Source organism: Rhizobium sp. 01T444 (genome assembly GCF_056398305.1).
In genome coordinates this window covers 63,926-76,635 of record NZ_JBFTPD010000016.1, presented here as the reverse complement: position 1 = coordinate 76,635, position 12,710 = coordinate 63,926, and the positions used below count along the sequence as shown (strand labels likewise).

The 12,710-nt window shown below is 60.5% G+C and carries 11 protein-coding genes; all 11 read left to right on the top strand.

What is annotated here, in order from left to right:
• Positions 1-5: 5 nt before the first annotated feature.
• The 11 genes from nuoF to AC1DTN_RS21160 all read left to right on the top strand — a co-directional run bounded on the left by nuoF (position 6) and on the right by AC1DTN_RS21160 (position 12,702).
• On the top strand, positions 6-1,310 hold the full coding sequence (nuoF, locus tag AC1DTN_RS21210; protein ID WP_477922478.1) for an NADH-quinone oxidoreductase subunit NuoF: 1,305 nt from the start codon (positions 6-8) through the stop codon (positions 1,308-1,310).
• A 4-nt stretch (positions 1,311-1,314) separates the two neighbouring features.
• A complete protein-coding gene (locus AC1DTN_RS21205; protein ID WP_113324442.1) occupies positions 1,315-1,974 on the top strand; it encodes a 5' DNA nuclease in 660 nt (219 codons plus the stop codon).
• 224 nt (positions 1,975-2,198) lie between these two features.
• On the top strand, positions 2,199-4,280 hold the full coding sequence (gene nuoG, locus AC1DTN_RS21200) for an NADH-quinone oxidoreductase subunit NuoG (RefSeq protein WP_113324441.1): 2,082 nt from the start codon (positions 2,199-2,201) through the stop codon (positions 4,278-4,280).
• 12 nt (positions 4,281-4,292) lie between these two features.
• The gene (gene nuoH, locus AC1DTN_RS21195; protein WP_007823890.1) at positions 4,293-5,339 is read left to right on the top strand and encodes an NADH-quinone oxidoreductase subunit NuoH; all 1,047 of its coding nucleotides are present in this window, start codon (positions 4,293-4,295) and stop codon (positions 5,337-5,339) included.
• 37 nt (positions 5,340-5,376) lie between these two features.
• Positions 5,377-5,868: an NADH-quinone oxidoreductase subunit NuoI gene (nuoI, locus tag AC1DTN_RS21190; protein ID WP_037096244.1), complete on the top strand. Its 492-nt coding sequence runs from the start codon at positions 5,377-5,379 to the stop codon at positions 5,866-5,868.
• 142 nt (positions 5,869-6,010) lie between these two features.
• The gene (locus AC1DTN_RS21185; RefSeq protein ID WP_113324440.1) at positions 6,011-6,628 is read left to right on the top strand and encodes an NADH-quinone oxidoreductase subunit J; all 618 of its coding nucleotides are present in this window, start codon (positions 6,011-6,013) and stop codon (positions 6,626-6,628) included.
• 25 nt (positions 6,629-6,653) lie between these two features.
• Positions 6,654-6,962 (top strand): NADH-quinone oxidoreductase subunit NuoK, encoded by a 309-nt coding sequence (gene nuoK, locus AC1DTN_RS21180; RefSeq protein WP_007823900.1) that lies wholly within the window; start codon positions 6,654-6,656, stop codon positions 6,960-6,962.
• A gap of 7 nt (positions 6,963-6,969) precedes the next feature.
• Positions 6,970-8,967, top strand: a complete 1,998-nt coding sequence (gene nuoL / locus AC1DTN_RS21175) for an NADH-quinone oxidoreductase subunit L (RefSeq protein WP_477922475.1) — start codon at positions 6,970-6,972, stop codon at positions 8,965-8,967.
• Positions 8,967-10,478 carry an NADH-quinone oxidoreductase subunit M gene (locus AC1DTN_RS21170; protein ID WP_007823904.1) on the top strand — a complete coding sequence of 504 codons (1,512 nt, stop codon included), beginning with the start codon at positions 8,967-8,969 and terminating at the stop codon, positions 10,476-10,478. Before nuoL ends, AC1DTN_RS21170 begins: the two co-directional genes overlap by 1 nt.
• A gap of 14 nt (positions 10,479-10,492) precedes the next feature.
• Entirely contained in the window at positions 10,493-11,938 is a 1,446-nt protein-coding gene (gene nuoN / locus AC1DTN_RS21165) for an NADH-quinone oxidoreductase subunit NuoN (RefSeq protein ID WP_113324438.1), read from the top strand.
• On the top strand, positions 11,938-12,702 hold the full coding sequence (locus tag AC1DTN_RS21160) for a biotin--[acetyl-CoA-carboxylase] ligase (RefSeq protein ID WP_113324437.1): 765 nt from the start codon (positions 11,938-11,940) through the stop codon (positions 12,700-12,702). Before nuoN ends, AC1DTN_RS21160 begins: the two co-directional genes overlap by 1 nt.
• The last annotated feature ends 8 nt before the right edge of the window (positions 12,703-12,710 follow it).

The window sequence follows — 12,710 nt, the reverse complement described above, 5'->3', positions numbered from 1 at the left end:
GAGATATGTTAGAAGATAAAGACCGCATCTTTACCAACATCTACGGCCTTAAGGACAAATCCCTGAAGGGCGCGATGAGCCGCGGCCACTGGGATGGCACCAAGCAGATCCTCGAAAAGGGCCGTGACTGGATCATCGACGAGATGAAGGCTTCCGGCCTTCGCGGACGTGGCGGCGCAGGCTTCCCGACGGGTCTCAAGTGGTCGTTCATGCCCAAGCAGAGCGACGGCCGTCCGCATTACCTCGTCGTGAATGCCGACGAATCGGAGCCCGGCACCTGCAAGGACCGCGACATCATGCGCAACGATCCGCATACGCTGATCGAAGGCTGCGTGGTCGCAAGCTTCGCCATGGGCGCCAACGCTGCCTATATCTATGTGCGCGGTGAATATATCCGCGAGCGCGAAGCGCTGCAGGCCGCAATCGATGAATGCTATGATGCCGGCCTTCTCGGCAAGAACAACAAGCTCGGCTGGGACATGGACATCTTCGTCCATCACGGCGCCGGCGCTTATATCTGCGGCGAAGAAACCGCGCTGCTCGAAAGCCTTGAAGGCAAGAAGGGCCAGCCGCGCYTSAAGCCGCCRTTCCCGGCCAATATGGGTCTCTATGGCTGCCCGACGACGGTCAACAATGTCGAATCGATCGCCGTTGCCCCGACCATCCTGCGCCGTGGTGCCGGCTGGTTCTCGTCCATCGGCCGTCCGAACAACGTCGGCACCAAGCTCTTCATGCTCTCCGGTCACGTCAACAAGCCGTGCACCGTAGAAGAGAGCATGGGCATCACCTTCCGCGAACTGGTGGACAAGCACGCCGGCGGCATCCGCGGCGGTTGGGACAACCTGCTGGCCGTCATTCCGGGTGGCGCATCGTGCCCGATCGTTCCGGCCAAGGACATCATCGACTGCCCGATGGACTTCGACGGTCTGCGCGCCGTCGGCTCCTCCTTCGGCACGGCCGCCTCGATCGTCATGGACAAGTCCACCGACGTCATCAAGGCGATCGCCCGTATCTCGGCCTTCTTCAAGCATGAGAGCTGCGGCCAGTGCACGCCGTGCCGCGAAGGCACCGGCTGGATGTGGCGCGTGATGGAGCGTATGGCACGCGGCAACGCCCAGAAGCGCGAAATCGACATGCTGTTCCAGGTCACCAAGCAGATCGAAGGCCACACCATCTGCGCGCTCGGCGATGCCGCCGCATGGCCGGTGCAGGGTCTGATCCGTAACTTCCGTCCGGAAATCGAAGCCCGCATCGACCAGTATACGGCCAGTGCGCTCGATCACGGTGCGGTTCTGGAGGCGGCAGAGTAAGCGCATGACGACCAAGGCATCCGATAGCAAGGTGGGAGAAGGGGCAGCCGATTTCGCGGCTGACTTCGGCCGTCTTGCTGCCGGCATGCTGGAAAATGCGCGTGCGATGCCCGTTCATCCGCTGATGGCGCATCAAGCTGCGGCATTTGCCGCAGCCACGGCGATCGGTTTCGGCATTTCCACGCAGATGGCCGGCGTCTTCTTCGGCGCGCTGCAGGGAGCATTCGAGACGGCGAACATGGCAGCCGCAGCGCTCGACGAAACGCCGCCGGATGAAGAAACGCCTGAGATGGCCATCCGTCCGGAGAATATTCGCCGCCCGGCTGAAACGGCTATGCCGGTTCGCAAGGCTGTAAAGCCGAAGCTGACGGTGGTTTCCACCAGGGCCCCGACGGTAGAAACTGTAAAGCCGACGGTTGCCAAGGCGAAGCCGGCCGCAAGGTCCAGGAAGGTTGACGACCTGAAGCTGATCGCCGGCATCGGTCCGAAGCTGGAGCAGGTGCTGAACAAAAGAGGCATCCGCACCTTTGCTGATATCGCGGCATGGAGCGATGCCGACGTTGCGAGCCTGGACGCCGAACTCGGCTTCGATGGCCGCATCCTGCGTGACGACTGGGTTGGCCAGGCCAAGGTCCTGGCGACACGGGGTCGCAGGAAGAAATAGGTTTCCGGCCGCAGGCGATGGCCGGAAGAATGGCATATTGATCGACGGGGCAGGGGCTCCGGGTCGTGGTGCCGATGGCGGGTTTCGGGTCTCGGAACCAGCGAAAGAGAATTTGGGCAATTCCGGCGCCAGGACGGACGAAATGTCTGTCTTGGCAATATGGATGTTGCAAAAATAGGTTTGTTTGCCGGTGCCCGGCGAATGGGAAACAGGACTGAGTGACGATGGCAAAACTGAAGATTGACGGTAACGAGATCGAAGTTCCGGATCATTACACGCTGATTCAGGCGTGCGAAGAGGCCGGTGCTGAAGTTCCGCGCTTCTGCTTCCATGAGCGTCTGTCGGTTGCCGGCAATTGCCGCATGTGCCTCGTCGAGGTCAAGGGCGGTCCGCCGAAGCCGCAGGCTTCCTGCGCCATGGGCGTGCGCGATATCCGCGGCGGCCCGAACGGCGAACTGCCTGAAGTCTTCACCAACACGCCGATGGTCAAGAAGGCCCGCGAAGGCGTGATGGAATTCCTGCTGATCAACCATCCGCTGGATTGCCCGATCTGCGACCAGGGCGGCGAATGCGATCTGCAGGACCAGGCCATGGCCTTCGGGATCGACACGTCGCGCTATCAGGAAGACAAGCGCGCCGTCGAAGACAAGTATATCGGCCCGCTCGTCAAGACCGTCATGAACCGCTGCATTCACTGCACGCGTTGCGTCCGCTTCACGACGGAAGTGGCCGGCATTTCCGAACTCGGCCTGATCGGCCGCGGCGAAGACGCTGAAATCACCACCTATCTCGAGCAGGCCATGACCTCCGAGCTGCAGGGCAACGTTGTTGACCTCTGCCCGGTCGGCGCGCTCACCTCCAAGCCCTTCGCCTTCACGGCCCGTCCGTGGGAGCTGAACAAGACCGAATCGATCGACGTCATGGACGCTGTCGGTTCGGCAATCCGCGTGGATACCCGCGGCCGCGAAGTCATGCGCATCCTGCCGCGCGTCAACGAGGCGGTGAACGAAGAGTGGATCTCCGACAAGACCCGTCACGTCTGGGACGGCCTGAAGACGCAGCGCCTCGACCGCCCTTACGTCCGCAAGGACGGCCGCCTGCAGCCGGCGAGCTGGGGCGAAGCCTTCGGCGCCATCAAGGCTGCCGTATCGGCAACGTCGGGCGAAAAGATAGGCGCGATTGCCGGCGACCTCGCTTCGGTTGAAGAAATGTATGCCCTGTCCGAACTGGTAAAGTCGCTGGGTTCCGGGAACCTCGACTGTCGCCAGGATGGGGCGGCACTTGATCCGTCGCTCGGCCGTGCAAGCTACCTCTTCAATCCGACTATATCAGGCATCGAACAGGCCGACGCGCTGCTTATCGTCGGTGCGAATCCGCGCTTTGAAGCCGCCATCCTCAATGCTCGCATCCGCAAGCGTTTCCGTCGCGGCGGCTTCCCGATCGGTGTGATCGGTGAGGGCGGCGAGATGCGCTATAAGTATGATTACCTCGGCGCAGGCCCCGATACGCTGAAGGACATTCTCGACGGCGGCCACGCCTTCGCCGAAGTCCTCTCCAAGGCTTCCAAGCCGATGATCATCATCGGTCAGGGCGCTCTGACCCGCACGGATGGCGCAGGCGTTCTCGCAACCGCCGCCAAGCTCGCCGTCAATGTCGGCGCGATCGCTGAAGGCTGGAACGGTTTTGCGGTGCTGCACACCGCGGCGTCGCGCGTCGGCGGCCTCGACCTCGGCTTCGTGCCGGGCGCCAAGGGCGCCAATGCCGCCGAGATGCTGAAGGCCATGGACGTGCTCTTCCTGCTCGGCGCCGACGAACTCGACTTCTCGACCAAGGCTGCGAAGTTCACCGTTTATATCGGCTCGCATGGCGATAACGGCGCACATGGCGCCGATGTCATCCTGCCGGCTGCTGCCTACACCGAAAAGTCCGGCACCTGGGTCAACACCGAAGGCCGTGTCCAGATGGGCAATCGCGCCGGTTTCGCACCGGGCGACGCCCGCGAAGACTGGGCGATCATCCGCGCCCTTTCCGACGTGCTCGGCAAGAAGCTTCCCTTTGATTCTCTCGGCGAATTGCGCAGCAAACTCTATGCGGCATTCCCGCATTTTGCGGCCATCGATGAGATCACCGAAGGTGATAGCGCCCAAATTGCCGCACTGGCGAAAAAAGCCGGTAAGATGAACAAATCCGGGTTTGCGTCGTCGGTCAAAGACTTCTATTTGACGAACCCGATAGCGCGCGCCTCGGCTGTCATGGCCGAGTGCTCGGCATTGGCCCGCAACAATTTCAAAGTCGCGGCAGAGTAAGGGCAGGAACTCATGGATTCTTTCTTCTCGACCTATGTCTGGCCGGCGATCATCATGATCGGTCAGTCACTGCTGCTGCTCGTCTGCCTGCTGGTCTTCATTGCTTACGTCCTTCTTGCCGACCGCAAGATCTGGGCTGCCGTCCAGCTGCGCCGCGGTCCGAACGTCGTCGGCCCCTTCGGCCTGTTCCAGTCCTTCGCCGACCTTCTGAAGTTCGTCTTCAAGGAGCCGGTCATTCCGGCCGGCGCCAACAAGGCGGTCTTCCTGCTCGCCCCGCTCGTGACCGTGCTTCTGGCGCTGTCGACCTGGGCGGTCGTGCCGCTTGCTGACGGCTGGGTGGTTGCCAACATCAATGTCGGCATCCTGTACATCCTGGCGATCTCCTCGCTCGAAGTTTACGGCATCATCATGGGTGGCTGGGCTTCGAACTCGAAGTATCCGTTCCTCGGCGCGCTGCGCTCCGCCGCACAGATGGTGTCTTACGAAGTCTCGATCGGCTTCGTCATCGTTACCGTTCTTCTCTGCGTCGGTTCGCTGAACCTGACTGACATCGTCAATGCCCAGCGCACCGGCCTCGGTACGATGCTCGGCCTGCCGAACTCGTTCCTCGACTGGCACTGGCTGGCGCTGTTCCCTATGTTCATCGTCTTCTTCATCTCTGCGCTCGCCGAGACGAACCGCCCGCCTTTCGACCTTCCGGAAGCAGAATCCGAACTCGTCGCCGGCTTCATGGTCGAATACGGCTCGGCTCCGTACATGATGTTCATGCTCGGCGAATATGCGGCCGTCGTGCTGATGTGCTCGCTGACGACGATCCTCTTCCTGGGTGGCTGGCTGCCGCCGGTTGATTTCTGGCTCATCAACTGGGTGCCCGGTATCATCTGGTTCATGCTGAAGTCGTGCCTGGTGTTCTTCATGTTCGCCATGGTCAAGGCTTTCGTGCCGCGTTACCGCTACGACCAGCTCATGCGTCTCGGCTGGAAGGTTTTCCTTCCGCTGTCGCTCGCCATGGTCGTCATCGTTGCATTCGTGCTGAAACTGACGGGATGGGCAGGCTGATGTCCAACCTCGTTTCCGGCAAAATTGGAGATTGAAGATGGGAAGCCTGTCCGCCTCCATCAACTCGCTTTTTCTTAAGGAATTCGTCGGCGCCTTCTTCCTGTCGATGCGCTATTTCTTCAAGCAGAAGGCGACGATCAATTACCCCTTCGAAAAGGGTCCGGTCAGCCCGCGCTTCCGCGGCGAGCATGCACTGCGCCGTTATCCCAACGGTGAAGAGCGCTGCATCGCCTGCAAGCTGTGCGAAGCGATCTGTCCCGCTCAGGCGATCACCATCGAAGCCGGCCCGCGCCGCAATGACGGCACGCGCCGCACAGTGCGTTACGACATCGACATGGTGAAGTGCATCTACTGCGGCTTCTGCCAGGAAGCTTGCCCTGTTGATGCGATCGTCGAAGGCCCGAATTTCGAATTCGCCACCGAAACCCGTGAAGAACTCTACTTCGACAAGCAGAGGCTCCTCGAAAACGGCGACCGGTGGGAGCGTGAAATCGCCCGCAACATGGCGATCGATGCGCCGTATCGTTGATTGAAATTTGAAATGCCGCGGGAAGAGCACTCTTGCTCACCGCGGTCAACATGCACCGGGGCTTTGCCGGCGAAAGCTGTGCGAAGTCCTATCGGGCAGGGAAACTCCCGGCTGCCCGGGGGAAGATGAAAAAGGCACCAACATGGGTCTGCAGGCTCTATTTTTCTATCTTTTCGCCTTTGTCGCGATAGCGTCGGCGTTCATGGTCATCTGGGCGAAGAACCCGGTTCACTCGGTTCTGTTCTTGATCCTGGTGTTCTTCAATGCAGCGGGTCTCTTCCTGTTGCTGGGTGCCGAATTCCTGGCGATGATCCTGCTCGTCGTCTATGTGGGCGCGGTCGCTGTTCTCTTCCTCTTCGTTGTGATGATGCTCGACATCGACTTCACCGAGCTTCGCGCCGGTGTTCTCGAATATGCGCCGATCGGCGCGCTGATCGGTCTCATCCTCGCAGCCGAACTCATCGTCGTCATCGGCGGCAGCTCGATCTCGCCCGAGATTGCCAAGACGGTCGCCATGCCGATCCCGGCACTGACCGAACGCACCAATACGGCGGCTCTCGGCGATGTGCTCTATACGAACTACGTCTACTTCTTCCAGATCGCCGGTCTGATCCTGCTGGTCGCCATGATCGGCGCGATCGTGCTGACGCTGAAGCATCGCACCAATATCAAGCGGCAGAATATTTCCCGCCAGGTTGCCCGCACGCCTGCGACCGCCGTCGAGGTGATCAAGGTCAAGCCGGGCCAAGGCGTGAGCTGAGCCGAGAGGTCAAGGAGCAAAGAACATGGTCATCGGACTTTCCCACTATCTCACGGTCAGCGCCATCCTCTTCACGATCGGCATCTTCGGCATCTTCCTGAACCGGAAGAACATCATCGTCATCCTGATGTCGGTCGAATTGATCCTGTTGTCGGTCAACATCAACATGGTCGCCTTCTCGTCGTTCCTCAACGACATCGTCGGCCAGGTGTTCGCACTGTTCATTCTGACTGTTGCTGCTGCTGAAGCGGCGATCGGTCTCGCAATTCTCGTTGTCTTCTACCGCAACCGCGGTTCGATCGCGGTCGAAGACGTCAATATGATGAAGGGCTGAGCGGCTCATGTTCCTCTATAAGGCTATCGTCTTCCTTCCCTTGATCGGTGCGATCATTGCCGGCTTCTTTGGCCGTGCGATCGGCGCCAAGGCGTCGGAATATGTCACCAGCGGCCTGATGATCATCGCCGCCATCCTGTCCTGGGTCGTCTTCTTCACGGTTGCGCTCGGCCATCCGGAAGGCGTGATCAAGGTCGAGGTTCTGCGCTGGATCCAGTCCGGCGGCATCGACGTCTCCTGGTCTCTGCGTGTCGATACGCTGACCTCGGTCATGCTGATCGTCGTCAATACGGTCTCGACCCTGGTGCACGTCTACTCGATCGGGTACATGCACACCGATCCGCATCGCCCGCGCTTCTTCGCCTATCTGTCGCTCTTTACCTTCGCCATGCTCATGCTGGTGACCGCCGACAACCTCGCCCAGATGTTCTTCGGCTGGGAAGGCGTGGGTCTCGCCTCATATCTGCTGATCGGCTTCTGGTACAAGAAGCCCTCGGCATCGGCGGCTGCAATAAAGGCCTTCATCGTCAACCGCGTCGGCGACTTCGGCTTCGTGCTCGGTATTGCCACCGTCTTCGTGCTGTTCGGCTCGATCAACTTCGACACGATCTTCGCCAATGCTTCGACCTTCGCTCCGGCGGAAGGCGGCGGTGAAGCCGGTGAAGTGATCCTGAACCTCTTCGGCATGCATCTCGACAAGGCGCATGCGCTGACCGGCGCCTGCCTGCTGCTCTTCATGGGCGCAATGGGTAAGTCGGCGCAGTTCCTGCTGCACACCTGGCTGCCGGATGCCATGGAAGGCCCAACCCCGGTATCCGCACTCATCCATGCCGCAACAATGGTGACCGCCGGCGTCTTCCTAGTCGCCCGCATGTCGCCGCTTTTCGAACTGTCGCCGGACGCACTCGTCGTCGTGACGATCATCGGCGCGATCACTGCCTTCTTCGCGGCGACCGTCGGCCTTGTGCAGAACGACATCAAGCGCGTCATCGCCTACTCGACCTGCTCGCAGCTCGGCTACATGTTCGTCGCCCTCGGCGTCGGCGCCTATGGCGCGGCGATCTTCCACCTCTTCACGCACGCCTTCTTCAAGGCTCTGCTCTTCCTTTGCGCCGGCTCGGTCATCCACGCCGTCGATGGCGAGCAGGACATGCGTCATATGGGTGGTCTGTACCCGCATATCAAAGTTACCGGCGGCCTCATGATCATCGGTACGCTCGCGATCACCGGTGTCGGCATCCCCTTCACCCCGATCGGTTTTGCAGGCTTCTTCTCCAAGGATGTCATCATCGAGGCTACCTATGCGTCGCATTCGCCGGCTGCGGGCTTCGCCTTCACGCTGCTCGTTATTGCGGCACTTTTCACGAGCTTCTATTCCTGGCGCCTGATCTTCATGACCTTCTTCGGCAGGCCGCGCGCTTCGCATGAAGTCATGCATCACGTCCATGAATCGCCGCAGGTCATGCTGGTGCCGCTCTACATCCTGGCGATCGGCGCGGTCGTCGCGGGCGTGCTCTTCGAAGGCCGTTTCTACGGCGAGGAATATGCCGAGTTCTGGAAGGGCGCACTCTTCACTGGTGCCGAGAACGAACTGGTGGAAGAATTCCATCACGTCCCGGCCTGGGTCGGCCTCAGTCCCTTCATCGCCATGCTGCTCGGTTTCGTTACCGCCTGGTACATGTACATCAGGTCGCCGTCGACGCCGCGCAAGCTCGCCGAGCAGCACCGTGTGCTCTACCAGTTCCTGCTCAACAAGTGGTACTTCGACGAGCTCTACGACTTCCTCTTCGTGCGCAGCGCCAAGGCGCTTGGCAACTTCCTCTGGAAGAAGGGTGATGTCGGCGTCATCGATACCTACGGTCCGAACGGCATTGCCGCCCGCGTCGTCAACGTTACCGACCGCGTCGTGCGCCTGCAAACCGGCTACCTCTATCACTATGCCTTCGCGATGCTGATCGGCGTTGCAGCGCTCGTTACCTGGATGATRCTCGGGAGTTCCTTCTGATGACCGATTGGCCTATTCTTTCAACGGTCACCTTCCTGCCGCTCGTCGGCGTGGTGCTCTTGTTGCTGATGAACGGCGAAACCGAGAACGGCCGCAAGAACGTGCTGTGGATTTCGCTGATCACCACGGTCTTCACCTTCATCCTCTCGCTCTTCATCTGGATCGGTTTCGACAACGCCAATCCGGGCTTCCAGATGATCGAGCAGCATAGCTGGCTCGGCACCGGTATCGGCTACCATGTCGGTGTCGACGGCATCTCCATGCTGTTCATCATCCTCTCGACCTTCTTGATGCCCTTCTGCGTGCTCGCAAGCTGGCTCTCGATCGAGAAGCGCCTGAAGGAATACATGATCGCCTTCCTCATCCTTGAAGTGATGATGGTCGGTGTCTTCGTCTCGCTCGATATCGTTCTCTTCTACGTCTTCTTCGAAGGCGGCCTCATTCCGATGTTCCTGATTATCGGCGTCTGGGGCGGTGCGAACCGCGTCTATGCGAGCTACAAGTTCTTCCTCTACACGCTGCTCGGCTCGGTGCTGATGCTGCTCGCCATCATGGCCATGTACTGGCAGGCCGGCACGACTGACATCACCGCGCTGCTGGCCTACAAGTTCCCGCCGGCAATGCAGACCTGGCTGTGGCTTGCCTTCTTCGCGTCCTTCGCGGTGAAAATGCCGATGTGGCCGGTCCATACCTGGCTCCCCGACGCACACGTCCAGGCGCCGACGGCCGGTTCCGTCATCCTGGCAGGCGTGCTTCTGAAGCTCGGCGGCTACGGCCTGATCCGCTTCTCGATCGGCATGTTCCCGGTCGCTTCGGATCATTTCGCGCCGCTCGTGTTCGCGCTGTCCGTTATCGCTATCATCTACACCTCGCTGGTCGCGATGATGCAGGACGACATCAAGAAGCTGATCGCCTATTCCTCGGTCGCTCACATGGGCTACGTGACCATGGGCATTTTCGCGGCGAACGCTCAGGGCCTGCAGGGTTCGATCTTTCAGATGCTGTCGCACGGCATCGTCTCGGGCGCGCTCTTCCTCTGCGTCGGTGTCGTCTATGACCGTACCCACACCCGCGAGATCGCGGCTTACGGCGGTCTGGTCAACAACATGCCGAAATATGCCGTGGCCTTCATGGTCTTCACTATGGCCAATGTCGGCCTGCCGGGCACTTCGGGCTTCATCGGCGAATTCCTGACGCTGATCGGTGTCTTCCGCGCCAACACCTGGGTTGCGCTCTTTGCCGCCACCGGTGTCATCCTCTCGGCTGCCTATGCGCTCTGGCTTTATCGCCGGGTGATCTTCGGTGCGCTGGAGAAGGAAAAGCTGAAGGCTCTGCTCGACCTTTCGCCGCGTGAAAAGGTCATCCTTTATCCGCTGGTCGCGCTCACTATTTTCTTCGGCGTCTATCCGGCTCCGGTCTTCGATGCGACCGCAGCTTCGGTAGACCATCTGATCAACAGCTATTCGGCCGCAGTGCAGGCAGCGCAGAATGTTGCGCTGTCGATGAAATGACGGGACTTTAGGACATGACTGCTGAAACAATCTCCCTGAGCCTGTACCTGTCCGCGCCGGAAATCATCCTCGCGATCGGTGCCCTTCTGCTGCTCATGATCGGCGTTTTCTCGGGCGAGCGGTCCGGTCCGCTCGTCAGCGCGCTGGCGATGATCGTGATTGCCATCTCGGGCCTGTGGCTGATCTTCGTTCCCGGCGACGGCCTTGCCTATGGCGGCGTCTATCTCGCCGACGGCTTTGCACGCTTCATGAAGGTGCTGGCCCTGATCGGTTCTCTGGTCGCGCTGTTCATGTCGATGGGTCATGCGCGGGAAAACCAGCTCGACAAGTTCGAGTTCCCGGTTCTCCTGGTGCTCTGCACGCTCGGCATCATGCTGATGATCTCGGCAAATGATCTGATTGCGCTCTACCTCGGCCTCGAACTGCAGTCTCTGGCGATCTACGTCATCGCTGCGATCAACCGCGACAGCCTGAAGTCGACCGAAGCCGGCCTGAAGTATTTCGTCCTTGGCGCGCTTTCCTCGGGCATGCTGCTCTACGGCATGTCGCTGGTCTACGGCTTCACCGGTCACACGCATTTCGCCGAGGTTGCCCAGGCGCTCACGGTCGAAGGAGCACGCTCGCTCGGCCTGATCTTCGGCCTCGTCTTCATCCTCGCCGGCATCGCCTTCAAGATCTCGGCCGTTCCGTTCCACATGTGGACGCCGGACGTTTATGAAGGCGCGCCGACCCCGGTCACTGCCTTCCTGGCGAGCGCACCGAAGGTTGCCGCCATGGCGATGATGACCCGTATCGTCATCACCGCCTTCGAGCCGGTGCTGACCGACTGGCAGCAGGTCATCGTCTTCATTTCGATCGCTTCCATGCTGCTCGGTTCGTTTGCCGCCATCGGCCAGAAGAACATCAAGCGACTGATGGCCTATTCCTCGATTGGTCACATGGGTTATGCACTGGTCGGCCTCGCAGCCGGCAACCAGACGGGTGTCACAGGCGTCATACTCTACATGGCGATCTACATGGTCATGACCCTCGGCTCCTTCGCCATCATCATGTCGATGCGCCGCAAGGACGGTACGGTTGTCGAGAATGTCAGCGATCTCGCCGGCCTGTCGACGACGAACCCCTTCATGGCTGTCGTGCTGACCGCACTGATGTTCTCGCTTGCCGGTATCCCGCCGCTCGCTGGCTTCTTTGCGAAGTACTTCGTCTTCGTCGCCGCCATCGAAGCCAAGCTCTATGCGCTTGCCGTCATCGGTGTCCTGGCTTCGGTCGTCGGCGCTTACTACTACCTGCGCGTCATCAAGCTGATGTGGTTCGATGAGGCGACCGGCGAGTTCGCCCGCGTTTCCGGTTCGCTGCGCCTCGTCTTCGGTCTCTCCGGCCTCTTCGTCGCTGCCTATGTTCTCATCGGCGGTCCGATCGGTGGTGCGGCAGAGCTCGCTGCGGCAACGCTGTTCTGATGGCTTCCGACAAGCGGCGCCGGATATCGCTCGGCGATATCAGGCACGAGGCCTTGTCGGATACGTCGTCGACCAACACGGAATGCCTTGCCCGGGCTCGGGCAGGGGATGGCGGTCTGCTCTGGGTGACCGCCGAAAGACAGACCGGCGGCCGCGGCCGTCGGGGCCGTCCCTGGGTTTCCGAGCGCGGCAATCTCTACGCCTCCCTTCTTCTGATCGATCCGGCGCCTATGGAGCGCCTTGCCTCCCTGCCGCTGGCAATCGCGGTCGCCGTGCATCAGGCGATCCGAAGCGTGTTGCCGCCGGGCGCCGAGCCGCTGGAAGTGAAATGGCCGAACGATATCCTGATCGGCCGCAAGAAGACCTGCGGCATCCTCGTGGAAGGCGAACGGCTGGCGGATGGTCGCCATGCCGTGGTGATCGGTATCGGCATCAATGTATCCGTCATGCCGGACAACCCAATCTATCCGGTGACCTGCCTGCGTGATCAGGGAAGTGCGGCTTCGCCCGAAGAACTCTTCGCCCACCTCTTTGCGTCGATGACCGAAGTGCTGGATATCTGGGACGAGGGGCAGGGTATAAGCGAGGTCACGGCGCTATGGCGTGCGGTTGCCTGCGGCATTGGCGAAAAGATAACCGTGAATCTGCCCGACAGGTCGATTTCAGGATATTTCGCCGGAATAGATGATAATGGCCTGTTGATGCTCGATACCGGCGCAGGCAGGATAATGCCGATTGCGGCCGGCGATGTATTCTTTGGATAGTGGAAAAA

Bases quoted from the DNA above. Each gene is read 5' to 3' on its own strand.
- AC1DTN_RS21205 (WP_113324442.1), top strand. From the start codon at position 1,315: ATGACGACCAAGGCATCCGATAGCAAGGTGGGAGAAGGGGCAGCCGAT.
- nuoG (WP_113324441.1), top strand. From the start codon at position 2,199: ATGGCAAAACTGAAGATTGACGGTAACGAGATCGAAGTTCCGGATCAT.
- nuoH (WP_007823890.1), top strand. From the start codon at position 4,293: ATGGATTCTTTCTTCTCGACCTATGTCTGGCCGGCGATCATCATGATC.
- nuoI (WP_037096244.1), top strand. From the start codon at position 5,377: ATGGGAAGCCTGTCCGCCTCCATCAACTCGCTTTTTCTTAAGGAATTC.
- AC1DTN_RS21185 (WP_113324440.1), top strand. From the start codon at position 6,011: ATGGGTCTGCAGGCTCTATTTTTCTATCTTTTCGCCTTTGTCGCGATA.
- nuoK (WP_007823900.1), top strand. From the start codon at position 6,654: ATGGTCATCGGACTTTCCCACTATCTCACGGTCAGCGCCATCCTCTTC.
- AC1DTN_RS21170 (WP_007823904.1), top strand. From the start codon at position 8,967: ATGACCGATTGGCCTATTCTTTCAACGGTCACCTTCCTGCCGCTCGTC.
- nuoN (WP_113324438.1), top strand. From the start codon at position 10,493: ATGACTGCTGAAACAATCTCCCTGAGCCTGTACCTGTCCGCGCCGGAA.
- AC1DTN_RS21160 (WP_113324437.1), top strand. From the start codon at position 11,938: ATGGCTTCCGACAAGCGGCGCCGGATATCGCTCGGCGATATCAGGCAC.